Source organism: Pseudomonas sp. Irchel 3E19, from assembly GCF_900187585.1.
Classification (GTDB): domain Bacteria; phylum Pseudomonadota; class Gammaproteobacteria; order Pseudomonadales; family Pseudomonadaceae; genus Aquipseudomonas; species Aquipseudomonas baetica.
In genome coordinates this window covers 107,704-131,052 of sequence record NZ_FYDT01000007.1, presented here as the reverse complement: position 1 = coordinate 131,052, position 23,349 = coordinate 107,704, and the positions used below count along the sequence as shown (strand labels likewise).

22 protein-coding genes are annotated in these 23,349 nt (G+C 59.6%); 6 read left to right on the top strand and 16 right to left on the bottom strand.

The window, feature by feature from the left end; genetic code table 11:
* The first annotated feature begins 29 nt into the window (after nucleotides 1-29).
* A complete protein-coding gene (locus CKW18_RS06890; protein ID WP_003227420.1) occupies nucleotides 30-500 on the top strand; it encodes a MaoC family dehydratase in 471 nt (156 codons plus the stop codon).
* A gap of 128 nt (nucleotides 501-628) precedes the next feature.
* Here CKW18_RS06890 and CKW18_RS06885 read toward each other — a convergent pair whose 3' ends face one another.
* Nucleotides 629-1,096, bottom strand: coding sequence for a PA2169 family four-helix-bundle protein (locus tag CKW18_RS06885; RefSeq protein ID WP_095188062.1), 468 nt, complete (start codon nucleotides 1,094-1,096; stop codon nucleotides 629-631).
* A gap of 203 nt (nucleotides 1,097-1,299) precedes the next feature.
* Between CKW18_RS06885 and CKW18_RS06880 the strand changes: the two genes are divergently transcribed.
* Both CKW18_RS06880 and CKW18_RS06875 read left to right on the top strand, forming a co-directional pair.
* Nucleotides 1,300-1,536, top strand: a complete 237-nt coding sequence (locus tag CKW18_RS06880; protein ID WP_003227425.1) for a DUF3820 family protein — start codon at nucleotides 1,300-1,302, stop codon at nucleotides 1,534-1,536.
* A gap of 30 nt (nucleotides 1,537-1,566) precedes the next feature.
* A complete protein-coding gene (locus CKW18_RS06875) occupies nucleotides 1,567-2,748 on the top strand; it encodes an aminotransferase class V-fold PLP-dependent enzyme (protein WP_095188061.1) in 1,182 nt (393 codons plus the stop codon).
* A 5-nt stretch (nucleotides 2,749-2,753) separates the two neighbouring features.
* Here the strand turns inward: CKW18_RS06875 and CKW18_RS06870 are convergent, their stop codons facing one another.
* From CKW18_RS06870 to zwf, 4 genes are all read right to left on the bottom strand, one after another.
* Nucleotides 2,754-3,479: an intradiol ring-cleavage dioxygenase gene (locus CKW18_RS06870; protein WP_095188060.1), complete on the bottom strand. Its 726-nt coding sequence runs from the start codon at nucleotides 3,477-3,479 to the stop codon at nucleotides 2,754-2,756.
* Between the two features lie 224 nt (nucleotides 3,480-3,703).
* Entirely contained in the window at nucleotides 3,704-4,369 is a 666-nt protein-coding gene (locus CKW18_RS06865) for a bifunctional 4-hydroxy-2-oxoglutarate aldolase/2-dehydro-3-deoxy-phosphogluconate aldolase (RefSeq protein WP_008082815.1), read from the bottom strand.
* 17 nt (nucleotides 4,370-4,386) lie between these two features.
* Nucleotides 4,387-5,097 carry a 6-phosphogluconolactonase gene (gene pgl / locus CKW18_RS06860; RefSeq protein WP_095188059.1) on the bottom strand — a complete coding sequence of 237 codons (711 nt, stop codon included), beginning with the start codon at nucleotides 5,095-5,097 and terminating at the stop codon, nucleotides 4,387-4,389.
* Nucleotides 5,084-6,550: a glucose-6-phosphate dehydrogenase gene (gene zwf, locus CKW18_RS06855; protein WP_095188058.1), complete on the bottom strand. Its 1,467-nt coding sequence runs from the start codon at nucleotides 6,548-6,550 to the stop codon at nucleotides 5,084-5,086. Before zwf ends, pgl begins: the two co-directional genes overlap by 14 nt.
* Before the next feature lie 226 nt (nucleotides 6,551-6,776).
* On the opposite strand from zwf, the gene CKW18_RS06850 reads away from it, so the two are divergent.
* Complete coding sequence (locus tag CKW18_RS06850; RefSeq protein WP_170947228.1) at nucleotides 6,777-7,637, top strand: MurR/RpiR family transcriptional regulator; 861 nt, start codon at nucleotides 6,777-6,779, stop codon at nucleotides 7,635-7,637.
* A gap of 126 nt (nucleotides 7,638-7,763) precedes the next feature.
* On the opposite strand, the gene CKW18_RS06845 is transcribed toward CKW18_RS06850, so the two are convergent.
* From CKW18_RS06845 to edd, 11 genes are all read right to left on the bottom strand, one after another.
* Entirely contained in the window at nucleotides 7,764-8,618 is an 855-nt protein-coding gene (locus CKW18_RS06845) for a D-hexose-6-phosphate mutarotase (protein WP_095188056.1), read from the bottom strand.
* 114 nt (nucleotides 8,619-8,732) lie between these two features.
* Nucleotides 8,733-10,082, bottom strand: a complete 1,350-nt coding sequence (locus CKW18_RS06840) for a carbohydrate porin (protein ID WP_095188055.1) — start codon at nucleotides 10,080-10,082, stop codon at nucleotides 8,733-8,735.
* A 193-nt stretch (nucleotides 10,083-10,275) separates the two neighbouring features.
* Complete coding sequence (locus tag CKW18_RS06835) at nucleotides 10,276-11,436, bottom strand: ABC transporter ATP-binding protein (RefSeq protein WP_095188054.1); 1,161 nt, start codon at nucleotides 11,434-11,436, stop codon at nucleotides 10,276-10,278.
* Between the two features lie 2 nt (nucleotides 11,437-11,438).
* On the bottom strand, nucleotides 11,439-12,284 hold the full coding sequence (locus CKW18_RS06830; protein WP_007917872.1) for a carbohydrate ABC transporter permease: 846 nt from the start codon (nucleotides 12,282-12,284) through the stop codon (nucleotides 11,439-11,441).
* Nucleotides 12,277-13,185, bottom strand: coding sequence for a carbohydrate ABC transporter permease (locus CKW18_RS06825; RefSeq protein ID WP_095188053.1), 909 nt, complete (start codon nucleotides 13,183-13,185; stop codon nucleotides 12,277-12,279). The genes CKW18_RS06830 and CKW18_RS06825 overlap by 8 nt, the downstream gene beginning before the upstream one ends.
* Nucleotides 13,186-13,331: 146 nt before the next feature.
* A complete protein-coding gene (locus CKW18_RS06820; RefSeq protein WP_095188052.1) occupies nucleotides 13,332-14,633 on the bottom strand; it encodes an ABC transporter substrate-binding protein in 1,302 nt (433 codons plus the stop codon).
* A gap of 119 nt (nucleotides 14,634-14,752) precedes the next feature.
* Entirely contained in the window at nucleotides 14,753-16,012 is a 1,260-nt protein-coding gene (locus CKW18_RS06815; protein WP_095188051.1) for an AGE family epimerase/isomerase, read from the bottom strand.
* Between the two features lie 222 nt (nucleotides 16,013-16,234).
* Nucleotides 16,235-17,704, bottom strand: a complete 1,470-nt coding sequence (locus tag CKW18_RS06810) for an ATP-binding protein (RefSeq protein ID WP_095188050.1) — start codon at nucleotides 17,702-17,704, stop codon at nucleotides 16,235-16,237.
* Complete coding sequence (locus CKW18_RS06805) at nucleotides 17,694-18,425, bottom strand: response regulator (protein WP_042560610.1); 732 nt, start codon at nucleotides 18,423-18,425, stop codon at nucleotides 17,694-17,696. The genes CKW18_RS06810 and CKW18_RS06805 overlap by 11 nt, the downstream gene beginning before the upstream one ends.
* Before the next feature lie 178 nt (nucleotides 18,426-18,603).
* Nucleotides 18,604-19,563, bottom strand: a complete 960-nt coding sequence (locus tag CKW18_RS06800) for a glucokinase (protein ID WP_095188049.1) — start codon at nucleotides 19,561-19,563, stop codon at nucleotides 18,604-18,606.
* Nucleotides 19,560-21,386, bottom strand: coding sequence for a phosphogluconate dehydratase (edd, locus tag CKW18_RS06795; protein WP_095188048.1), 1,827 nt, complete (start codon nucleotides 21,384-21,386; stop codon nucleotides 19,560-19,562). The genes CKW18_RS06800 and edd overlap by 4 nt, the downstream gene beginning before the upstream one ends.
* A 220-nt stretch (nucleotides 21,387-21,606) precedes the next feature.
* On the opposite strand from edd, the gene gap reads away from it, so the two are divergent.
* Together gap and CKW18_RS06785 are read left to right on the top strand one after the other, a co-directional pair.
* Nucleotides 21,607-22,608 carry a type I glyceraldehyde-3-phosphate dehydrogenase gene (gene gap, locus CKW18_RS06790; protein WP_095188047.1) on the top strand — a complete coding sequence of 334 codons (1,002 nt, stop codon included), beginning with the start codon at nucleotides 21,607-21,609 and terminating at the stop codon, nucleotides 22,606-22,608.
* Between the two features lie 199 nt (nucleotides 22,609-22,807).
* On the top strand, nucleotides 22,808-23,326 hold the full coding sequence (locus tag CKW18_RS06785) for an RNA polymerase sigma factor (RefSeq protein WP_095188046.1): 519 nt from the start codon (nucleotides 22,808-22,810) through the stop codon (nucleotides 23,324-23,326).
* The last annotated feature ends 23 nt before the right edge of the window (nucleotides 23,327-23,349 follow it).

Here is a 23,349-nt window from a genome sequence, read left to right as displayed (position 1 = left end):
CATTTAATCCGTCACAGGAATCAAGACCGATGACCCAAGTTACCAACATCCCTTACGAAGCCCTCGAAGTCGGCCAGACCGCCAGCTACAGCAAGACCGTCGAAGAGCGTGACATCCAGCTGTTTGCCGCCATGTCCGGCGACCACAATCCGGTGCACCTGGACGCCGAGTTCGCTGCCGCCAGCATGTTCAAGGAGCGCATCGCCCACGGCATGTTCAGCGGTGCGCTGATCAGCGCTGCGGTGGCTTGCGAGCTGCCTGGTCCGGGTACGATCTATATCGGTCAGCAGATGAGCTTTCAAAAGCCCGTGAAAATCGGTGACACCCTGACAGTGCGTCTGGAAATTCTCGAGAAGCTGCCGAAGTTTCGCGTGCGCATTGCGACTCGCGTGTTCAACCAGCGTGATGAGTTGGTGGTGGATGGCGAGGCTGAAATTCTCGCGCCACGTAAACAGCAAACCGTGACCTTGCCGACATTGCCGGCGATCAGCATCGGCTAATCTTCAGGTACACAAAAAACAAATGTGGGAGCGGGCTTGCTCGCGAAGGGGTCGGGTCAGCAACATCATCGTTGCATGACACACCGCTTTCGCGAGCAAGCCCGCTCCCACAATTTTTCCAGCCTGGCTTACGAGCGTGCGCGAGCCTGGTTACGCAGGGCTTTCACCTGGTCATGGTTGCGCTGTACGCCGTGGTATTGACGTTCAACCAGGTCACGAATACCCACCAGATTGTGCTTGCTGATTTTTTCGATGGCTTCACGATAAGCCTTCAGCGCGTGATCTTCACCACGCTCGGCTTCGTTGAGCACTGCTTCTTCGTCTTTACCGGTGAACATGGCTTTGACGTCTACCCAACGACGATGCAGGTCACCGCTGACGCTGGTGGAGGTTTCTGGATCACCGCCCAGCTTACGCACTTCCGCTTGCAGTTCAGCTGCGGCAGTAGCGCAGTCAGCAGAGCGAGTCGCGAACAGGGTTTTCAGTTCTGGATGCTTAATGTCTTCTGCACAAGTCTTGAACCCTTCCTGACCATCCTTGCTGGTTTCAATCAGGTCATTGAGTACAGAGATGGCTTCTTTATTCATGTCAGTCATTTTTCAATTCCTTGCGATCGATGGAAGATGCAAGGGATATTGCAGTGTGCGTGCCAGCTTTTTATTTTGAAATAAATCGTTATTTATCAACAACTTAAAGATAAATGAACTATCTGTATCACGGTTATTTGCATGATCTGTCATTTGGCCTGCATGCAGAATGCCTGTATTTTCCAGTTTGATTTGAATCCAGACGAAAATCGATGAACCCTGAAAAACTCGAACTGCTGATCACCCGCGAAATGCCCTTCGGCAAATACAAAGGACGGATCATTGCCGACCTGCCGGGTCCTTATCTGAACTGGTTTGCCCGCGAAGGTTTTCCGCATGGCGAACTGGGTGGCTTGCTCGCGCTGATGCAGGAAATCGATCACAACGGCCTCTCGGATTTGCTCGAACCGCTGCGCGCCAAACATGGCAAACCCGCCCCGCGCCACTGAAGCGCCCTCCTCCTCAAGAGCAAGTCGACCATGCCCGACAACACCCGCCGTGCCCGTGATGAAGCTTTCTGGCAAACCTTCGCCGACCGCTACGACGTTCAACCCGGCCCCGTAAATCTGGAAAATGGTTACTTCGGGCGCATGTCGCGCACGGTGATCGAGGAGTATCAGCGCAACATCGAACTGATCAACACCAGCAATTCGGTGTATGTGCGTCAGCGCTTCGAACAGCACGATAGCCTCGATATTCGCGCACAGCTTGCCGAGTTGATCGGCGTACGCGCGCAGAGCGTGGCCTTCACCCGCAATGCCACCGAAGGCCTGCTGTCGTTGATCCGCAATTACAACCGCCTGCAACCGGGCGATCAGGTGCTGATCTGCGACCTCGAGTACGACACGGTCAAAGGCGCCATGCGCTGGCTGGCGCATCATCGCGGGGCGGAGGTGATCGAGATCAGCCATGCGCATCCGGCCAGTTTCGACAGCCTGCTCGATACTTATCGTGAAGCGTTCATCGGCCACCCGAAACTCAAACTGATGGCCCTGACCCACGTCACCCACCGCACCGGTCTGGTGATGCCGGTACAGGCCATCGCCGCGCTGGCCAGGGAACATGGCATCGACATCATTCTCGATGGTGCCCACGCACTGGGCCAGATCGAGTTCGACCTCGAAGCGCTGGGCATCGCGTTCGCCGGTTACAACCTGCACAAGTGGATCGGCGCACCGCTGACCCTTGGCTTCCTCTACATCTCGCCGCAGCGTCTGGCCGACATCGACCCGGACATGGGTGAAATGCACTATCCGGGCAACGACATCCGCGCACGCACCTCGTACAGCACGCCAAACATTCCGGCGCTGATGACGCTGCCGCTGGTGTTCGAGGAACACCGATCACTCGGCGGCGCCGCGGCCAAAGGCGCACGGCTCAATTACCTGCGCAATTTGTGGGTCAGCGCTGTACGGCATCTGCCGGGCATCGAGGTGATGACCCCGGATGATCCGCGACTGTACTGCGGCATCACCTCGATGCGCTTTACGCGCCGCGATGATCAACAGGCAATGGCCGAGCGCCTGCTCAACGACTACAACCTGTTCAGCGTGGTGCGCACCGGCGCGGCGTGCGGGCCTTGCATCCGCATTACACCAGGGCTGACCACTACCGCCGCTGACATGCAGTTGTTGACCCGCGCGCTCAACGAGCTGCGTTAGTCCGCTTAGACGGTGTACTTGTCGAAGTCCTCGGGTTTGATCTGCGACGACACTGCGAACGTATCGATGCCAATGGTCAGGTGGCCGAAGTAGCCGTCCTCGTGAGAGTCGCGGCCGATCGGCCAGACCGACAGTGTCGAAGCCTCGCCGGCCATGCCGGCGTAGAAGCTGTCTTCGGCGTTGTTCAACGGCAAGGACGCTCGACCACGATAGGCTTTGGCATTGAGCACCGAACGTGACACCACCTCGGGGAAATATAACTGGCCGACCCAGGCCACGTAGCGCTCTTCCAGATATTCGCTGCCGGTAACGATGCGCACCGCCACATGAATATGCAAGGCGCGGCCCGCGTAAAACCCGGGATAGATCGTGGTGAACCGCACGCGCCCCTTGTGATCACAGAACTGGCTGCCGCGCAGGTAAGTATCGTCGTCGGTGCGCGGGATCGAGCCGATGGCCTCGGCATCGACCTCCAGATCCGGATTGAGCCGGCTCCAGCCCGAATAAGCCCCTCGTGCATTGCAATGCCAGATATCGACCAGTGCGCCGCTCACCGGCTCGCCGGTCATGGCATCGACGATGGTCAGACGCAAGATCAGCGGGAGGCCCTCTGCGCCTTCGCTGATATTGCGCCGCAACAATTTGGGATTACGGAAATACGGCCCGGCAATTTGCTCCGGGGCGAGTTGATACACCGGTTGCGGCGATGGTGATGCAGGATCTCGATCCATGACACGTTCCTCTCTTCCATAAGATGAACGCAGATTAGCGCCACGGAAAAAACGCCGTGCGGTAACTATGTATCGCAGCGTAACGAGACACATCTGTAGGAGCCGCCTCGTTGCACTCGACAGTTGCTACAGAGGTCTGCGTTTGTTTCGGGCAAAAAAAACGGTGCACCGACCAAGCGCACCGTAAAGCCGTAGAACACACAACGAAGTGTCGGGTAAAGCGATCAGTCCAGCAGCGCCAGCGCCTCGGCGGTGCATTCCTGAATGCGGGCCCAGTCGCCGTTCTTGATCCACTCCGGATCCAGCATCCAGCTACCGCCCACGCACATGACGTTTTTCAGCGCCATGTAGCTCTTGATATTGGCCGGGCCCACGCCACCGGTCGGGCAGAATTTCACTTCGCCAAACGGGCCGCCGAGGGCTTTGATGGCTGCGACGCCACCGCTGACTTCAGCCGGGAACAGCTTGAAGCGGCGATAACCCAGACCGTAGCCTTCCATGATGCCGGAGGCGTTGCTGATGCCCGGCAACAGCGGAATCGGGCTGTCGACGCTGGCTTCGAGCAGGTCACGGGTGATGCCCGGGGTGACGATGAATTGCGAACCCGCCGCTTCGGCCGCTGCGAGCATGTTGCGATCAAGCACGGTGCCGGCACCGGTCATCAGTTCCGGACGCTGGTCGCGCAGGATCTGAATCGCCTTGAGGCCGAACTGCGAACGTAGGGTCACTTCCAGCGCGGTCAGGCCACCCGCGGCCAGAGCGTCGGCCAGTGGCAGCACGTCCTGTTCACGGGCGATGGTGATCACCGGCAGGATCCGCGCCTTCGCGCAGAGGCTGTCGATCAGGGCAACTTTGTCCGCCATGGAAACGGTCGGGGATGGGGTTGTCATAGCGGCTGTTCCTTGGCTCATGGGCACCAGTAAATCTCTAACGTAGGTTGCAGAAACGCGCGCACCGGCATGGCAGCGACGTCGGATGCCAGTGCGGCATTCAGGGTGGTCAGTTTCGATTGACCGGAAATCGACAGAATCTTGTGTTTGGCCGAGGCCAGCAGCGCACGGCTCATGGTCAGGCGCTGACGCGGCACGCTCGGTGCCAGCATCGGCCAGCAACGGCGCGTGCCATCAGCCTGCAGCGCTTCGGCGAGGTTCGGGCTGTCGGGGAACAGCGAAGCCGTGTGGCCGTCATCGCCCATGCCCAACACCAGCACGTCAATCGGCGGCAATTCGGCGAGCAAGCGATCAGCCTGTTCAGCAGCCTGCTCGACGTTGGCCGCCGCGCTATAGAGGCTGAGGAACTGTGCCTTGGCCGCCGGGCCTTTGAGCAGATACTGCTTGAGCAGACCGGCATTGCTGTCGGCGTGCTCGACCGGCACCCAACGCTCGTCGGCGAGGGTCACGACGACCTTCGACCAGTCCAGTTCCTGCTTGGCCAGGTGCTGGAAAAACGCCACCGGGCTGCGACCGCCAGAGACCACCAGCACCGCGTTGCCGCGTGCAGCGATGGCATCGCTCAGTTGCTTGGCCACGTTCAGCGCCAGACCTTCGGCCAACAGCACCGGGCTCTTGAATTCGTGGGCATTTACGCCCGCCGGCAGTTTCACATCAGATATCGCCATACCACGACCTCCCGTCCCGCGTGATCAGTGCAATGGAGCTCATCGGCCCCCACGACCCGGCCGCATACGGCTTGGGCGCGTCACCGGATTTTTTCCACCCGGCAATCAGCTGGTCACACCACTTCCACGCGGCTTCGATTTCATCTTTACGGACAAACAGGTTCTGATTGCCGTTCATCACTTCCAGCAACAACCGCTCGTAGGCATCGGGGATCCGCGCGCTACGCCAGGTGTCGGAGAAATTCAGTTGCAGCGGGCCGCTGCGCAGTTGCATGCCTTTGTCCAGGCCCTGCTCTTTGGTCATCACGCGCAAGGAAATGCCTTCGTCCGGTTGCAGGCGGATGATCAGTTTGTTGCTGATCTGCAGGCGCTGCTCGGGGGCGAAGATGTAGTGCGACGGTTCCTTGAAGTGGATGACGATCTGCGACAGCTTCTGCGGCATGCGCTTGCCGGTACGCAAGTAGAACGGCACACCAGCCCAGCGCCAGTTGCGGATGTCGGCACGCAGGGCGACGAAGGTTTCGGTGTCGCTCTGGGTGTTGGAATTCGGTTCTTCCAGATAGCCCGGTACGGATTTGCCTTCGCTGTGGCCGGCGATGTACTGGCCGCGCACAACCTGGGTGGTCAGGCCTTCCGGGCTGATCGGCGCGAGGGCCTTGAGCACTTTTACCTTTTCGTCACGGATGCTGTCGGCGGACAGGTCGGCCGGCGGGTCCATGGCAATCAGGCAGAGCAGTTGCAGCAGGTGATTCTGGATCATGTCGCGCAGCTGGCCGGCCTTGTCGAAGTAACCCCAACGGCCTTCGATGCCGACCTTCTCGGCCACGGTGATTTCCACGTGGGAGATGTAATTCTGGTTCCACTGGGTTTCGAACAGGCTGTTGGCGAAACGCAGGGCGATCAGGTTTTGAACGGTCTCTTTGCCCAGGTAGTGGTCGATGCGGTAGGTGCGGTTCTCCGGGAAGAACTGCGCCACGGCGTCATTCACTTTGCGCGAGGATTCCAGATCGGAGCCGATCGGCTTTTCCAGCACCACGCGGGTGTTTTCCGCCAGACCGACTTTCGCCAGGTTCTCGCAGATCGCGCCGTACACCGCCGCCGGGGTGGCGAAGTAGGCAATCATGCGTTGCGTATTGCCGGCCAGTTCGGCCAGCGCGACATAATCTTCAGCCTTGAGGAAGTCGACGTGCAGGTAAGTCAGGCGCGCCAGGAAGCGCTCGGCGACGGCTTCGTTCAGTTCTTTGCCGACGTAGCGACGCAGCTCAGCGGCGATGAATGCCAGATGCTGCTGCTCGGTACCGTCTTCACGGGCCAACGCGATGATGCGCGTGTCCTCGTGCAGCAGGTCGGCGCCATCAAGGTGATAAAGGGCAGGAAACAACTTGCGCAGGGCCAGATCGCCCAGAGCGCCGAACAAGGCAAAGGTGCACGGTTCAACCGTAATCGAAGGCATGATGTTTGTTCTTTTATCAAGTTAAGCTACAAATACCTTTTTTCAAGGCATCACTCAAGGGAAAATGTAGTAATAACCACAACATTTTCGCAAAATACAGATTCCGTGTGGTGGTCGGTCGGAGCCATCAGTAGGATAGGCCACCGTTACGGGCCATATCAAAGGCCCAATTTGCATAGCCCGGCGCACCTTTGCGCAGGTGAATTAGGAATTCCATATGGACCGCGTGCGAAATTTACTGGAACAGATCCAGAGTCGCCTTGAAGACCTGAACAAGGCCGAACGCAAAGTCGCCGAGGTGATCCTGCTCAACCCGCAGCAGGCCACCCGCTTCAGCATCGCCGCCCTCGCCCAGGCAGCAAAGGTGAGCGAACCGACGGTCAACCGTTTCTGCCGTTCGTTCGGCGTCAGCGGTTACCCCGAGCTCAAGCTGCAACTGGCCCAGAGCCTGGCCAGTGGTGCGGCGTATGTCAGCCGCGCGGTCGAGGCCGACGACAATCCCGAGGCGTACACGCAAAAGATTTTCGGCAGCGCCATCGCGTCCTTGGACAGCGCTTGCCAGGCGCTGGACCCGAATCTGGTCAGCCGCGCCGTCGACCTGTTGATTCAGGCCCGTCAGATCCACTTCTTCGGCCTCGGCGCTTCGGCACCGGTGGCGCTGGATGCGCAGCACAAGTTCTTCCGTTTCAACCTGGCGGTGACGGCGCATGCCGATGTGCTGATGCAGCGGATGATTGCTTCAGTGGCGCACACCGGCGAGTTGTTCGTGATCATTTCCTACACCGGCCGCACCCGTGAGCTGGTGGAAGTGGCGCGTATTGCTCGCGAGAACGGTGCTTCGGTGCTGGGGCTGACGGCGGAGAATTCGCCACTGGCCAAGGCCAGTACGTTGAGCCTGAATATTCCGCTGCCGGAAGACACCGACATTTATATGCCGATGACCTCGCGGATCATTCAGTTGACCGTGCTGGATGTGCTGGCGACGGGGATGACGCTACGTCGCGGGGTGGATTTCCAGCCGCATCTGCGCAAGATCAAAGAGAGCTTGAATGCGAGCCGGTATCCGGTGGGGGACGAGTTCAACTGATCCGCGATCTCGGCTGACTGATCCGGCCTCTTCGCGAGCAAGCCCGCGCCCACATTTGGAATGCATTCCCCTGTGGGAGCGGGCTTGCTCGCGAAGGGGCCAGCCGATTCACCACAAGATTCCGAATCAGGCCGCTGCCCACGCCTGCAAACTCAAATGCGCCTTCTCCCCCGGCGCCAGATGCAGGCTGTCAGTGCCCCCCGCCGCCGCCTCCACACACACAAACTCCGTCACCTCATCCCAACTCACGCCCAACAACGGCCGCGATCCCGGATGCCACACCACCGTATCGCCACTGTCACCGGTATCGATGCACAACTCGCGCTGCCAGGCGTGATCCTTGAGCTGCAATTCGCCGTCATGCTGGAATACCCGCTGACAGCCTCCATCGACCCGCAACTCGCCCTCCTGCTGACAAACCTGGCGGTTCAACTGGTCATAACCTTGCGCGCCTTCGAGCCCAGACAGCGCTATCTCACCGACATCGCCAATACGCCAGTAAGCGTGCAAAGCCTGACTCAACTGGCACGGCATGTCGTCCTGATGCTCGGTGCTCAGGCGCAATTCCATGCGTTCGCCAAGGTGCGCGTGCAGATCAACCTGCCAGTCGCACAGCTGTAATTGCCAGTGCAGGCGTACACCGTCTTCGGCATGGCTGCTGTCGAGCAGTTTCCAGTCAAGCAAACGCGCCCAGCCATGGGACGGCCACGCGTTTTCGCTAGGATGGCGGCCATACCACGGCCAGCACACCGGCACACCACCACGAATGGCGCCGACATGCGGCCACTTCGCCGCACACCACAACCACGGTTTTTGCCCGCGTGGCTGAAAGTGCAGCAACTGCGCACCCTGACGACTGAACACCGCCTGACACAGCGGGTGATCGATCACCAGAACGTCGCGCATCTGATAGCGCTCCCAGGCGAACACCGGTTGTTCACGCAGGGATTTGAAGAAGCGTTGTAGCGGATGCTCATGCATTTGCCACGATCCTGAACTCGTCTTTCACAGGGGCGCGCCGCCCCCCAAAAAAAAGCGGACAGCCTGGGCTGTCCGCAAATATGCGCACATAGAGAGGAGCTTATCGCAGACGCGTTAGAACGTAGACTGAATTTTCAGGCCGGCGACCAAAGCGTTGTCCACTTCATCCACACCGCCTGGGTGAGTGATGTATTGCAGGTTAGGACGCACGGTCAGCCAGTTGGTGACGTGGAAGCCGTAGTTGATCTCGTAGTTGTATTCGGTTTCACGAATCGGCGAGAACACCGGATTGTCGTAATCCGAAACACCGTTGGAAACGTTCAGCAGCTCGGCATTTTTCTTCACGTCATCGTTGACGTGGATACGCGCCGCGCCGATACCGACGTCATCCTTCGGACGCGCGTCGAACGGGCCTTTGTAGACAAACATCACCGACTGGTAGTTGTCGATGAAGTTGGTGTCCTTGTCGTGGAAGGTGGCGTTGGCCGCGATGTTCAGACCGCGCGAGGCATCACCGTTGTGGCTGGTGAGTTGCTGTTGCGCCACGAACCAGTAGCCGCTTTTGCTGTTGTGGGTTTTATAAGCGTCGCCAGTGGTGGCGGCGTCGAAACCGTTGACGTCTTCACGAACGTCGTCGGCATCGGCCGTACTCTTGTAGTAACCGACACGGTATTCGCCAGGCAGGCTGTTGACCTTCGGCGACCAGACCAATTCAACCGGAAGAACGGTACCTTTGGTGCCGCTGCCGCTGAGCTTGAAGCCGTTGCCGTGTTCCAGCTGCGACGGGTTCTGGTTGTACGCACCGATCTGCGCGTAGAGCTCGTCGTTGATGTTGTACTTCACGCGGATCGCGGCCTGGCTGACGGGCCAGTTGTACCAGATGTTGGTCGCCCAGTTACCCACTTGGGAACCGCAGAACGCCAGGTTCTGGAAGTCGCACGGGAAGGTGTTGAAGTCTTCGCCTTCACCGAAGTAACCGGCCTTGACGTCGAGCTTGTTGTCGAAGAACTGGTGCTGAATCCACAACTGGGTCAGACGCACCATGTGGCCACGACCGTAGACTTCCTGTGAGGAAGACAAGGTGCCGGCACGCGGATCGCCCACGCGGTCGTTGGAGATGTTGTAGCCGTTACGGTTGGTCAGCTGGATCTTGGCCTGGGTGTTATCCCAGCCCCACAGTTTTTGCAGATCCAGTGCCACGCCCAGGCCAAACTGGTCGGCGTAACGCGCGGTCTTGTCGTCGTTGTAGCCACCGTTCAGGTTGCCTCCGACTTCGCCAACGTAGTCGGCCTTGATGTCGATACCTTGCTCGATCAGCTTGGTCCGCTCGCCACCCCAGTCGCCGGTCATCCATTTGGAATCGGAACTGAAGGCATCGGCAGCCATTGCATTACCGGCCAGCACCAATGCCGCCGCAGCTGACACTTGGCAGATCAACCGGGCATTGACGTGTTTCATTTTCATCCCTACTTCCTCGTCTTTATTGTTATTAACTGTTTTTATCTAACGCGGTTTACATAAAGTGCGGCGAATGACAGGCCATTCACCGCGTGCTCCCCTGTGGGAGCGGGCTTGCTCGCGAAGGCGTCGTGTCAGTCAGTACATGTGTTGCCTGACACTGCGCTTTCGCGAGCAAGCCCGCTCCCACATTTGTTCCTCAGCGGCCTTTGAATTGCGCCACGTTCGCAGACCGCGCATCGGTCTGTGGTTGACCGGCAACACCCAACCGTTCGCCAGTCTTGGCATCGAACAACAACACTTTCGACGGATCGAATTGCAGCGTCAGGCTCTCGCCCACCTGTGGCGCCACATCCGGTGCGAGTCGGCAGCAGACCTTGGTGTCGTTCAGGTTGACGAATACCAGCGTGTCCGGACCGGTCGGCTCGGTGACCTGCACTTCAGCGCGAATACTCGGCAGGCCATTGCCCTCGCCGTTCGCCAGAACAATCTGCTCCGGGCGCAGGCCGAGAATCACTTCGCGATCTTCCAGCCCGGCGTCCTGCATGCCCATCGGCAACTCGCAACGCGCCTGGCCGCTGTCGAGCAGCGCCAGCAGACGACCGTCCTTGCGTTGCAGGCGCAGCGGAATGAAGTTCATCGGCGGCGAACCGATGAAGCTCGCCACGAACAGGTTGGCCGGGTTGTTGTAGATCTCTTTCGGCGTGCCGAACTGCTGGATGATGCCGTCCTTCATCACCGCAACCTTGTCGCCTAGGGTCATCGCTTCGATCTGGTCGTGGGTCACGTAGACCGTGGTGGTTTTCAGGCGCTGGTGCATCAGTTTCATTTCGGTGCGCATCTCGACGCGCAGCTTCGCGTCGAGGTTGGACAGCGGTTCATCGAACAGATAAATCTTCGGCCGACGCGCCAGCGCACGGCCCATCGCCACGCGCTGTTGCTGACCACCGGAGAGCTGGCCCGGCTTGCGATTGAGCAGGTGTTCGATCTGCAACAGCTTGGCCACGCGGGCGACTTCTTCGTCGATCGCCGCTTGAGGCATCTTGCGAATCTTCAGGCCGAACTCGATGTTCTCGCGCACGCTCATGGTCGGGTACAGCGCGTAGGACTGGAACACCATGGCGATGTCGCGATCCTTGGGGCTCATGCCGCTGACGTCCTGGTCACCGATCATGATCGCGCCGCCGGTGATGGTTTCCAGACCCGCGATGCAGTTCATCAGGGTCGATTTGCCGCAGCCCGACGGGCCGACCAGGATCAGGAACTCACCGTCCTTGATCGACAGTTCGATGTTCTTCAGGGTGTCCGGCAGGCCGGCACCATAGGTTTTGTTTACGTTGCGAAGTTCGAGCGTAGCCATGATTACCCCTTGACTGCGCCGGCCGTCAGCCCGCGCACGAAATACTTGCCTGCGACCACATAGACCAGCAGGGTCGGCAGGCCGGCGATCATCGCCGCTGCCATATCCACGTTGTATTCCTTGGCGCCGGTGCTGGTGTTGACCAGGTTGTTCAGCGCCACGGTGATCGGTTGCGAATCACCGCTGGAGAACACCACACCGAACAGGAAGTCGTTCCAGATCTGGGTGAATTGCCAGATCAGGCAGACCATGATGATCGGCGTCGACATCGGCAGAATGATCCGGCGGAAAATCGTGAAGAAACCCGCGCCATCCAGACGTGCGGCCTTCACCAGTGCATCGGGAATGCTCACGTAGTAGTTACGGAAGAACAGCGTGGTGAACGCCAGACCGTAAACCACGTGGATAAACACCAGGCCGGTGGTGGTGCTGGCCAGACCCATCTTGCCGAGGGTGAACGAGGCTGGCAGCAGCACGGTCTGGAACGGCAGGAAGCAGCCGAACAACAGCAGACCAAAGAACAACTGCGAACCCCGGAAGCGCCAGAACGACAGCACATAACCGTTCAACGCACCAATGGCGGTGGAGATGATTACGGCCGGCACGGTGATCTTGATCGAGTTCCAGAAGTACCCGTCAACCGTGGCCCAGGCCTTGACCCAGCCGATGCCGCTGACCACGGTCGGCCAGCTCAGCAGGTTGCCGGTGCTGATGTCTTCCGGGGTCTTGAAGCTGGTCAGCAACATGACCACCAGCGGCACCAGATAAAGCAGAACGGCGAGGATCAGCACCGCGTAGATCGCGATGCGACTCAGGCTGATCGCAGGTTTGGCAGCGAGACTAGTCATTACGCTTGGTCCTCAGCTCGGAGTACAGGTAAGGCACGATGATCGCGAGAATCGCACCGAGCATCAGAATCGCACTGGCCGAGCCCATGCCCATCTGGCCGCGACTGAAGGTGAACGAGTACATGAACATCGCCGGCAAATCGGAGGAGTAACCCGGGCCACCGGCAGTCATTGCCGCGACCAGGTCGAAGCTCTTGATTGCGATGTGCGCCAGAATCATCACCGCACTGAAGAACACCGGACGCAGGCTTGGCAGCACCACTTTCCAGTAGATGGTCGGCATGCTCGCGCCGTCGATCTGCGCCGCACGGATGATCGATTGATCAACGCCACGCAGGCCGGCGAGGAACATCGCCATGATGAAGCCCGAGGCTTGCCAGACAGCGGCAATCACCAGGCAGTAGACCACGCGATCCGGGTCGATCAGCCAGTCCAGACGGAAGCCTTCCCAGCCCCAGTCACGCAACAATTTGTCCAGGCCCATGCCTGGGTTGAGCAGCCATTTCCACGCGGTACCGGTCACGATCATCGAGAGCGCCATCGGGTACAGGTAAATGGTGCGGATGAAACCTTCGCGGCGGATACGCTGGTCGAGGAACACTGCCAGCAGCACACCGATCACCAGGGTGATGCCGATGAACATGCCGCCGAACAACGCGAGGTTCTTGCTCGCGACCCACCAGCGGTCGTTGTCGAACAGCCGCTGATACTGCGCCAGACCGGCCCACTTGTAGTTGGGCAGGAACGTCGAGGTCGTGAACGACAGCACGAACGTCCACAGGATGTAGCCATAGAAGCCCACCAGCACGATGAACATGCTCGGCGCCAGCACCAGTTTCGGTAGCCAGCGTTGCAATGCATCGAACGGCGAGGCTTTGCTGAACACAGCAACAGAACTCATGGGGAAATCCAGAATAAGATGACAAAGGCATTCCCTGGTGGGAGCGAGCCTGCTCGCGAAGGCGTGGTATCAGTCGACACATCGGTTAACTGACACACCGCTTTCGCGAGCAGGCTCGCTCCCACAGGGTTCGAGCCTGCTTTTGGTTATTTGGCCGACTTGATCGCCGCGCCGAGTTTCTTGGCGGTGTCAGCCGGGTCGGCTTTCGGGTCGTTGATGTAGTTGGTCACTACGTCAAAGAACGCGCCTTGCACGGCCAGCGTGGTCGCCATGTTGTGCGCCATGCTCGGCTGCAAACCGCCGGACTTGGCGTCGGCCAGGAAGTCCTTGGCAGCGGTCTGTGCGCAGGAGTCGAAACCGAGTTTCTCCATGTCGTTCAACATGTCGATACGTACCGGGATCGAGCCTTTGTTGATGCTGAAGACTTTCTGGAAGTTTTCACCCAGCACGACTTTGGCAATGTCCTTCTGACCCGCGGCAGTGCCGGCGTCTTTCTGCTTGAACACAGCGAGGGAGTCGATGTTGTAGGTGAACGCCTTGTCGGTGCCCGGGAAAGCTACGCACTGGTAATCCTTGCCGGCGATTTTCTTCGCGGCAGTCCATTCGGACTTGGCCCAGTCACCCATGATCTGCATGCCGGCCTTGCCGTTGATGACTTTGGCCGCTTCCAGGTTCCAGTCCTGGCCTTTGCCGTCAGCGTCCATGTAGGTCGCGACTTTCTTCAGCTCGGTCAAGGCCTTGACCATTTCCGGGCCGGTCAGCGCTTTGTTATCCAGATCGACCAGGGCTTTTTTGTAGCCATCAACACCCATGACCGACAGCACCACGGCTTCGAACACGGTGCTGTCCTGCCATGGTTGACCGCCGTGGGCCAGCGGGATGAAGCCCGCCGCCTTCAGCTTGTCGCCAGCGGCGTAGAATTCTTCGAGGGTGGTCGGGGCTTTTTCGATGCCGGCTTTCTTGAAGACTTCCGGGTTGATCCACAGCCAGTTCACGCGGTGAATGTTCACCGGCACGGCCACGTAATCACCGTCGTACTTGACGGTATCGGAGACTTTCTTGTCGAGCAGGCTGTCCCACTTCTCTTCTTTGGCGACGTCTTTCAGCACGTCGGTGTCGAGCAGACCGGTCGACGCCCATTCCTGGATGTCCGGGCCTTTGATCTGGGCAACGCCCGGTGGATTGCCGGCTACGGCACGGCTTTTCAGCACGGTCATGGCAGTCGCACCGCCACCACCGGCGACAGCACCGTCTTTCCAGGTGAAGCCGTCTTTTTCGACTTGGGCCTTGAGCACATCAACGGCAGCTTTTTCGCCACCGGACGTCCACCAGTGCACGACTTCCACCGAACCTTTGGATTCGGCAGCGGAAACACTGAGAGGCAGAATTGCGAGCGGGAACAGGGAGGCGACAGAAATGACAGTAGCGAGGCGAGAAATCGCATTCATCTGAGATGTACCTTTCTTGTTGTTATGCATTGCAAGTCTGGTGCTTGCGCTGCACAGGAGTTTAAACAGGGCGATTCCCTTCGCAGGTAACGAAGGGACGCGCGAATGTCACGACATGGTTACACAGGAGAGCGCCGGGACCATTGCGCCAGAGCCGTTGCCATACTAGGCGACAAGGGTAGACGAGGAATCAGCACGGCTTGCCAGGCGTGATACAGATCAGGTTTGCCCGGCCAGATATCGGCACTTGGGCGGTTTTGCGGGTCGAGTTCGTGGTGCCAGCTGCCGTTGCTGCGGTCGATGAAATTCACGTCGCAAAATTCCCAGAACAGCCGGTACCAGGTTTCGTATTGCGCATCGCCGGTGCGCTTGAGCAAGGCGCTGGCGGCGGCGCTGGCCTCGGCGTGCGTCCAGTGCAGGCGATGGCGGACCACGGCTTGGTTGTTCCAGTCGAGGGTGTAGACGACGCCCGGTGCACCATCGACGTCCCAGCCGTGGCGGCAATTGTGTTCGAACAGTTTTTGCGCGTCGGTGGCCAGCCAGCCTGGCGTCAGCATGCCTGCCTGAACCCGCGCCGCTTCGAGGTGCAGCAACAGCCGCGCCCACTCGAAACCGTGGCCCGGCGTGGTGCCGTAAGGGCGGAAACCGTCGGCCGGATTGTCCTGGTTGTATTCGCGCAGCGGCTGCCAGTTTCGGTCGAAATGCTCGATGACCATGTAACCGTTGGCGGCGGCGTGACCGTGGATCACACGCTCGACAATGCGTTGCGCACGTATCAGCCAACGCGGATCTTCCGTGACATCGGCCAGGGCGAGGAACGCTTCGGTGGCGTGCATGTTGCTGTTGGCGCCGCGATAGGCTTCTTCTTCGCTCCAGTCGCGGTTGAAGAATTCGCGCATGGAGCCCTCTTCTTCACTCCAGAAATAGGTGTCGATGATGTCGATCGCGTCATCCAGCAAAGCCTGGGCACCGGGACGTTGCGCGACCACGGCAGAACTCGCCGCCAGTGCGACGAACGCGTGCAGGTAGGCGTTCTTGCCGGTGTTGCCATCGCGGTGTTCAGCCACTGCAAACCAGCCACCGTGCAGCGCATCCCGCAACGGCCCGCGCAACGCCGCGATGCCGTGATCGACCAGCGCCGCGAACCCCGGCAACCCTTGGATGTGGGCCATGGCGAAGCTGTGGGTCATGCGCGCGGTGTTCATGGTTTCGGCCTGCGCGTGCGCCGGCAACTGGCCGCGTTCGTCGAGGTTGCCGAAGCCTTCAGGCAGCTTTGCAGCCTTGGCGAAATCCAGCAGGCGCACGCCTTCGGCGGCGAGCCATTGCTGGTGGGCAGGGGCATTCAGCCAACTGCTGAAGCCTGGGTGGAAGAGATCCATGGGTGGCCTTTTTTGTTGTTATGACTGCGGGGAGTCTAAACAACAGGCCGGGGTGGGCTTGTAACGAAGGGGACGGGGTTTGTCACCGACCCGTGACTTTACATTGATGCTTCTGACGCCTTCGCGAGCAAGCCCGCTCCCACATTCGACCGCATTCCTTCAGTTGGAACACGGTCGAATGTGGGAGCGAGCCTGCTCGCGAAGAACGTTAACGCGGTCTGACTAGTCAACACTGCGCGGCAGTTGCAACGTCACCCGCAACCCACCCTCGCGCAAATTCTGCAACGTCACCTCACCGCCATGACTGTGGGCAATGTTGCGCGCAATCCCGAGGCCAAGCCCATACCCCTGCTGCTGCCCCGCCAACCTGAAGTGCGGCTCAAACACCTGCTCCAGCCGCTGCTCCGGCACGCCCGGGCCTTCATCGTCGACGTGCAGGACAAACGCACTTTCATCGTCATCGATATGCAAATGCGCGTTCTGCCCGTACTTCAAGGCGTTGTCGATCAGGTTGCCGATGCAGCGTTTCAACGCCAGAGGCTTGCCCGGATACGCTGCCAGCGCCCGGCCATGCTGGGTCACGCGGCCATTGCCGTTGGGCGCCAGGTATGGCTCCACCAGACAGTCGAGCACATGGTTGAGATCCACCGGTTCGATGTTCTCGTGAATATCGGTGTCCTTCACGCATTGCAGCGCGCCTTTGACCAGCAGTTCCAGCTCATCCAGATCGCGGCCGAATTTGGTTTGCAGTTGTTCGTCTTCCAGCAGTTCGACGCGCAGACGCAGGCGGGTGATCGGCGTGCGCAAGTCGTGGGAAATCGCACTGAACAACTGGCTGCGCTCGGTCAGGTAACGGCTGATACGCTCGCGCATGGTGTTGAACGCACGCCCCACTTCGACCACTTCACTGCCGCCGCCCTCGGCCACCGGTTCGACGTCGGCGCCCAGCGACAGGTCCCGCGCCGCGCGGGCCAGACGCTTGAGCGGCCGGCTCTGCCAGTGCACCAGCAAACCGATGAACAACAGCAAAAAGCCGCTGGTGAGCACGATAAACCACACCTGCTGCGAAGGCAGGCCTTGCTCTTCAAGGCTGGTGTAGGGCTCGGGCAACAGCGAGGCGATGTACAGCCATTCGCCCGGCGCCATCTGAATCTGCGTGACCAGCACCGGTGGATTCACCGGCTCCAGGGTCAACGCGTAATGCGCCCAGGAACGCGGCAGCTCATCGAGTTTCAGCCCGGCATTGAAGATGCGCAGATCCTCGGGGCTGACGAAGGTCACCGAGATGTCGGTGTCATGGCCGAGCGATTGACGCAGCACTTCGTCAACCGCTTTCATCACCGCAGCTTTACGCGGGGTGACCGGCAGCACGTCCATACCCAGCGGTTTGTCGTTGAGTGTTACGACAAACCGCGTGCCGCCCATGCTGCGCAATTGATCAAGCACAAGCGGCCGATAGGCCACCGGCAACGAACGAAAATAACTGACGCTGGCGGTCATCGAGTGGGCAAGGCTGCGAGCGCTGGTGACCAGCCCTTCGAGTTGGGTGGCGCGTAGTTGCGAAACCCAGATCACGCTCGACAAGGTTTGCGCGAACAACACCGCCAGCAAGGTCAGCAGCAACATCCGCCCAAGCAGTGAGCGTGGCACCGGCACCCTGGCGGCGAGTTTGCGCAGCGACTCAGTGACCATTGCCGGCAACCACGTTGGCTGCCAGTTGGTAGCCGCTGCCGCGCACGGTGCGGATCAGCCGAGGCGGTTTTTCCGTGTCACGCAGGCGTTGGCGCAAGCGGCTGACGGCCATGTCGACGATCCGATCGAGCGGCATCAGATCGCGTCCACGGGTGGCGTTGCCAATGGTGTCGCGGTCGAGGATTTCCTGCGGGTGGTCGAGGAACAGTTTCAGCAGGGCGAAATCGGCGCCGGAGAGAATCACTTCTTCACCGTCAGTGTGGAACAGGCGATGGCTGACCATGTCCAGCCGCCAATCGTCGAAGGCCAGCACTTCGCTGCCGCTGCGTTCCTGACCGAATTGCGCGCGGCGCAGCAGGGCCTTGATCCGGGCTTGCAGTTCACGAGGGCTGAAAGGTTTGCCGAGGTAGTCGTCGGCGCCGAGTTCCAGACCAATCACGCGGTCAGCTTCGTCAGAACTGGCGGTGAGCATGATGATCGGCACCTGCGCCTGACGCGGATGCTGGCGCACCCAACGGCAGAGGCTGAAGCCGTCTTCGTCGGGGAGCATGACATCGAGGATCACCAGATCGCTCGGCGCCTCGTTGAGTGCCTGACGGAAACTGGCGCCATCGGCTGTGGCCCGCACCTGAAACCCGGCGCGGGTCAGGTAGGTTTCCAGCAACTCGCGTATTTCCTGGTCGTCATCGACCAACAATATCGACTTGTTGACTGAGCTCACTTCGAAGGCATCCTTGTTGTTGGAATTGGGGCGGATTATGCCTTAAGCATCGAACTTACAAACACCACAGAACCACTGTGGGAGCGGGCTTGCTCGCGAAAGCGGTGTGTCAGTCACCTTGATGTCTCTGATACACCTCTTTCGCGAGCAAGCCCGCTCCCACAATTTTTACCGTATTTCAGGTCGGGATTGATTGGTCCAAAGCCACACCGGCACCGACAAGGCCAGAATACGGCGCCGTCACCAACCACACCGGAATGCCCTTGAAGTAATCGCTCATGCAACCTTTGTCAGCGAAGCTACGGGCAAAACCGCTTTCGACGAAGAAATCGGCAAAGCGTGGAATCACGCCACCGACGATGTACACCCCACCCCGACCGCCAGTGGTCAGCACGTTGTTGCCCGCGACACGCCCCAGCCAGCAGCAGAACTGTTCCAGCACTTCCAATGCTATCGGATCACCCGCAAGGCCTGCCGCCGTAATCGCTTCCGGCGTATCGAGTGTCGGCTCATGCCCGTCCACTGCGCAGATCGCCCGGTAAACCCGTGGCAAACCACCACCGCTCAACGCAGTTTCCGCGCTGACATGGCCGATCTCGTTATGGATGTGCTGCCACAGCTGGGTTTCACGCGGACTGCTCAACGGCAGATCGACGTGACCGCCCTCCCCCGGCAAAGCAGCAAAACGACCTTCACCGAGATCGAGCAAGGTGCCGACGCCAAGGCCAGTGCCCGGGCCGATCACCACCGCCGGACGCAACGGCTCCGGCGTGCCTGCGCAGACCACGCGGAATTCGTCGGGCTGCAAACGGGTCATGCCCAGCGCCATCGCCGAGAAGTCGTTGACCAGCAACAACTGTTCGACCTGCAAGGTTTTGCAAAACGCCGTGCGGCTCAAACGCCAATGGTTATTGGTGAACTTGAATTCATCACCGCTGACGGGACCTGCCACCGACAGGCACACCGAACCGATCGAACCTGGCGCCAGACCCAGCCCGCTCAGGTAAAGGCTGATCGCCTCCTCCGGGCTGGCGTGGTCGGCCGTGGCCAGCACTTGAATCGATTCGAGCTGCTGATTTTTCCACAACGCAAACCGCGCGTTGGTGCCTCCGATGTCACCGACCAAAGCCAGTTTCAATTAAGCGTCTCCAGGGCAGAAGTGAAGGCGCTGGCCCCCTGCTCCGCCGAGCTGAAGGCCAAACGCATGAAGCCGAACAGTTCGCGACCGCTGCCGATGTTGTTGCCCAACAGGCCTTTGGCAGGTTCGCGCGCGGCAAATTCTTCGGCGTCCACTTTGAGTTCCAAAGTACCTTTGACGCCATCGACGCGGATGATATCGCCCTCTTGCACGCGCGCCAAAGCGCCGCCGACATAAGCTTCAGGACTGACGTGGATCGCCGCCGGGATTTTCCCCGAGGCGCCGGACATGCGCCCGTCGGTCACCAGTGCGACTTTGAAGCCGCGATCCTGCAGCACGCCGAGGAACGGCGTCATCTTGTGCAGCTCGGGCATGCCGTTGGAGCGCGGGCCCTGGAAGCGCATCACCGCGACAAAATCCTTCTCCAGCAAACCGGCCTTGAACGCATCGGCCAGATCCTGCTGATCCTGGAACACCATGGCCGGTGCTTCGACGATCTGGTTTTCCAGGGCCACGGCCGAGACTTTCATCACGCCGCGACCAAGGTTGCCTTCCATTACGCGCAGACCGCCCTCCGCCGAGAACGCGCGGGCGACTGGACGCAGGATGTTTTCGTCGAGGCTGTCGACCGGGCCTTCACGCCACACCAGTTGACCGTTATCGAGAAACGGCTCTTTGGTGTATTTGCTCAAGCCGTGGCCAAGCACGGTGTTGACGTCTTCGTGCAGCAAGCCCGCAGCGAGCAGTTCGCGGATCAGGAAGGACATGCCGCCAGCGGCCTGGAAGTGGTTGATGTCGGCTTTGCCGTTCGGGTAGACGTGACTCAGGGTCGGCACGACTTCGGAGAGGTCGGCCATGTCCTGCCAGGTCAGTTGAATGCCCGCCGCCATGGCGATGGCCGGCATGTGCAGGGTGTGGTTGGTCGAACCGCCGGTGGCGTGCAACGCGACGATCGAGTTGACCAGCGACTTCTCGTCGACGATTTCGCCGATCGGCATGAAGTTGCCATTCTGTTTGGTCAGGCGCGTGACCTGATGCGCGGCTTCGCGGGTCAGGGCATCACGCAGCGGCGTGTTCGGGTTGACGAAAGACGCGCCCGGCAAGTGCAGGCCCATGACTTCCATCAGCAACTGGTTGGTGTTGGCGGTGCCGTAGAAGGTGCAGGTGCCCGGGCTATGGTAGGACTTCATCTCCGATTCCAGCAGCTCTTCGCGGGTCGCCTTGCCTTCAGCGTACTTCTGCCGCACGTCGGCTTTTTCCTTGTTGGAAATCCCCGAAACCATCGGCCCGCCCGGGACGAAAATCGTCGGCAGATGACCGAAACGCAGCGAGCCCATCATCAGGCCCGGCACGATCTTGTCGCAGATGCCGAGCATCAGCGCGCCATCGAACATGTTGTGCGACAGCGCCACTGCCGTGGACATGGCGATGACTTCGCGGCTCGGCAGGCTCAGTTCCATGCCCGGCTCGCCCTGGGTCACGCCGTCGCACATCGCCGGTGTACCGCCGGCGAATTGGCCGACCGAACCGATTTCGCGCAGGGCGTTCTTGATTTGTTCAGGAAAGACTTCGTACGGCTGATGCGCCGAGAGCATGTCGTTATAGGAAGAAACAATGGCGATGTTCGCCGAGTTCATCATCCGCAGGCTGTGCTTGTCTTCGCTGCCACACCCGGCCACGCCATGGGCGAAGTTGGCGCATTGCAGCTTGCCGCGCATCGGGCCGTCAGTGGCGGCGCCGCGAATCAGTGCAAGGTAAGCCTGACGCGTGGCGCGGCTGCGGGCGATAAGCCGTTCGGTGACCTCAAGAACGCGGGGATGCATGTGTAGAACTCCAGGCTAACGGATGTGGCGACCTGATTGTCTATGCTGATCAAACGCCGTTGTTATCGGAATGACAGACGGCTTTTTTGACCATTCGGACCAGTTGATTCAGGTCACTCGTTGTAGATAAAACAAAATATTGCCACTAAAAAGGCTTGTTTTCTATTTTTATGCGAATAATCTTGTAATTCCAACAACAAAACGACGGCGGCGCTGTTCCATGACTCTTCGAATTGCAATCAATGGTTTTGGCCGCATCGGCCGTAATGTCCTGCGCGCACTGTATACCCAAGGCTATCGACAGGATTTGCAGATCGTCGCCATCAACGATCTGGGCGACAGCTCGATCAACGCGCATCTGCTCAAATACGACACCGTTCACGGCACATTCGATGCACAAGTCGAGCATGACAACGAGAGCCTGACTGTCAATGGCGACCGCATTTCAGTCAGCGCCATTCGCAACCCGGCCGAGCTGCCCTGGGCTGCGGAAAAAATCGATGTGGTGTTCGAATGCACCGGTCTGTTCACCGACCGTGCCAAAGCCGCTGCGCATATTACTGCCGGCGCACGCAAAGTGATCATCTCGGCCCCGGCCAAAGGTGCCGACGCCACCGTGGTTTACGGTGTGAACCACGACATTCTGCGCCAGTCGCATCAGATCATCTCCAACGCTTCGTGCACCACCAACTGCCTGGCGCCTGTCGCGCAAGTGCTGCACCGTGAGCTGGGCATCGAAAGCGGTTTGATGACCACCATCCACGCCTACACCAACGACCAGAACCTGACCGACGTCTATCACACCGACCCGTACCGCGCGCGTTCGGCCACGCAGAACATGATCCCGAGCAAGACCGGCGCCGCTGAAGCGGTAGGCCTGGTGCTGCCGGACCTGGCGGGCAAGCTGACCGGCATGGCCGTGCGCGTGCCGGTGATCAATGTGTCGCTGGTGGATCTGACCGTTCATCTGAAGAAAGAAGCCACCGCCGAGGAAGTGAATGCCCTGCTGAAAGCGGCCAGCCAGCATTCGAAAATTTTGGGCTACAACACCTTGCCGCTGGTTTCCAGCGACTTCAACCACAACCCGCTGTCGTCGATTTTCGACGCCAACCACACCAAATCCAGCGGCAAACTGCTGAAAGTGCTGGCCTGGTATGACAACGAGTGGGGCTTCTCCAACCGCATGCTGGATAACTGCCTGGCGTTGTGCAACGCCGAATAATCTCAAGTAATCCCCTATCCCTGTGGGAGCGAGCCTGCTCGCGAATACGATGTGTCATTCAACATTTATGTTGGCTGATACACCGCTTTCGCGAGCAGGCTCGCTCCCACAAGGTTTTCCGTTCTATTCAAAATCAGTACTTGACCATTCAGCTAGATGATAAGCATTATCATTCACTTGAAATGGATCAGGTCTTCCCGTGAGTCAATCACACTTCAACCACGTCTTCCTCACCCAGCGCACGTCCTTGCTGCGTACGCTGGAACGGATGGTCAACAATCACAGCACCGCTGAAGATCTGTTGCAGGAAACCTACCTGCGCGTGACGCGGGCGCTGAGCGAGCGGGCCATCGATCATCTCGAACCCTTTGTCTTCCAGACCGCGCGCAATCTGGCCCTGGATCATCTGCGTGCGCGCAAGATCCATTCGCGGACCATGGTCGATGATGTGCCGCAGGCAGTTGTGCACAGCGTCGCCGCCCCCGCCAGCAGCGCCGAAGACGCCGCCCACGCCGAACAATTGCTGGAGCGCCTGAACGTGAGCCTCGGTCAACTCAGCCCGCGTCAGCAGCAGATTTTCATCCTCAGCCGCCTGCACGGTCATAGCTATCAGGAAATCGCCGACGAACTGAACGTGTCGCTCAGCACCGTGCAGAAAGAACTGAAACTGATCATGAGCATTTGCATCGGCGTCGCCGAACGCTTGAATGGCGACTGAGGCTGTAGGCCTTTTCTGTTTGT

What these genes read in the sequence shown, in the direction of transcription:
- CKW18_RS06890 (WP_003227420.1), top strand. Translation starts at nt 30, where the DNA reads ATGACCCAAGTTACCAACATCCCTTACGAAGCCCTCGAAGTCGGCCAG.
- CKW18_RS06885 (WP_095188062.1), bottom strand. Translation starts at nt 1,096, where the DNA reads ATGACTGACATGAATAAAGAAGCCATCTCTGTACTCAATGACCTGATT.
- CKW18_RS06880 (WP_003227425.1), top strand. Translation starts at nt 1,300, where the DNA reads ATGAACCCTGAAAAACTCGAACTGCTGATCACCCGCGAAATGCCCTTC.
- CKW18_RS06875 (WP_095188061.1), top strand. Translation starts at nt 1,567, where the DNA reads ATGCCCGACAACACCCGCCGTGCCCGTGATGAAGCTTTCTGGCAAACC.
- CKW18_RS06870 (WP_095188060.1), bottom strand. Translation starts at nt 3,479, where the DNA reads ATGGATCGAGATCCTGCATCACCATCGCCGCAACCGGTGTATCAACTC.
- CKW18_RS06865 (WP_008082815.1), bottom strand. Translation starts at nt 4,369, where the DNA reads ATGACAACCCCATCCCCGACCGTTTCCATGGCGGACAAAGTTGCCCTG.
- pgl (WP_095188059.1), bottom strand. Translation starts at nt 5,097, where the DNA reads ATGGCGATATCTGATGTGAAACTGCCGGCGGGCGTAAATGCCCACGAA.
- zwf (WP_095188058.1), bottom strand. Translation starts at nt 6,550, where the DNA reads ATGCCTTCGATTACGGTTGAACCGTGCACCTTTGCCTTGTTCGGCGCT.
- CKW18_RS06845 (WP_095188056.1), bottom strand. Translation starts at nt 8,618, where the DNA reads ATGCATGAGCATCCGCTACAACGCTTCTTCAAATCCCTGCGTGAACAA.
- CKW18_RS06840 (WP_095188055.1), bottom strand. Translation starts at nt 10,082, where the DNA reads ATGAAAATGAAACACGTCAATGCCCGGTTGATCTGCCAAGTGTCAGCT.
- CKW18_RS06835 (WP_095188054.1), bottom strand. Translation starts at nt 11,436, where the DNA reads ATGGCTACGCTCGAACTTCGCAACGTAAACAAAACCTATGGTGCCGGC.
- CKW18_RS06830 (WP_007917872.1), bottom strand. Translation starts at nt 12,284, where the DNA reads ATGACTAGTCTCGCTGCCAAACCTGCGATCAGCCTGAGTCGCATCGCG.
- CKW18_RS06825 (WP_095188053.1), bottom strand. Translation starts at nt 13,185, where the DNA reads ATGAGTTCTGTTGCTGTGTTCAGCAAAGCCTCGCCGTTCGATGCATTG.
- CKW18_RS06820 (WP_095188052.1), bottom strand. Translation starts at nt 14,633, where the DNA reads ATGAATGCGATTTCTCGCCTCGCTACTGTCATTTCTGTCGCCTCCCTG.
- CKW18_RS06815 (WP_095188051.1), bottom strand. Translation starts at nt 16,012, where the DNA reads ATGGATCTCTTCCACCCAGGCTTCAGCAGTTGGCTGAATGCCCCTGCC.
- CKW18_RS06810 (WP_095188050.1), bottom strand. Translation starts at nt 17,704, where the DNA reads ATGGTCACTGAGTCGCTGCGCAAACTCGCCGCCAGGGTGCCGGTGCCA.
- edd (WP_095188048.1), bottom strand. Translation starts at nt 21,386, where the DNA reads ATGCATCCCCGCGTTCTTGAGGTCACCGAACGGCTTATCGCCCGCAGC.
- gap (WP_095188047.1), top strand. Translation starts at nt 21,607, where the DNA reads ATGACTCTTCGAATTGCAATCAATGGTTTTGGCCGCATCGGCCGTAAT.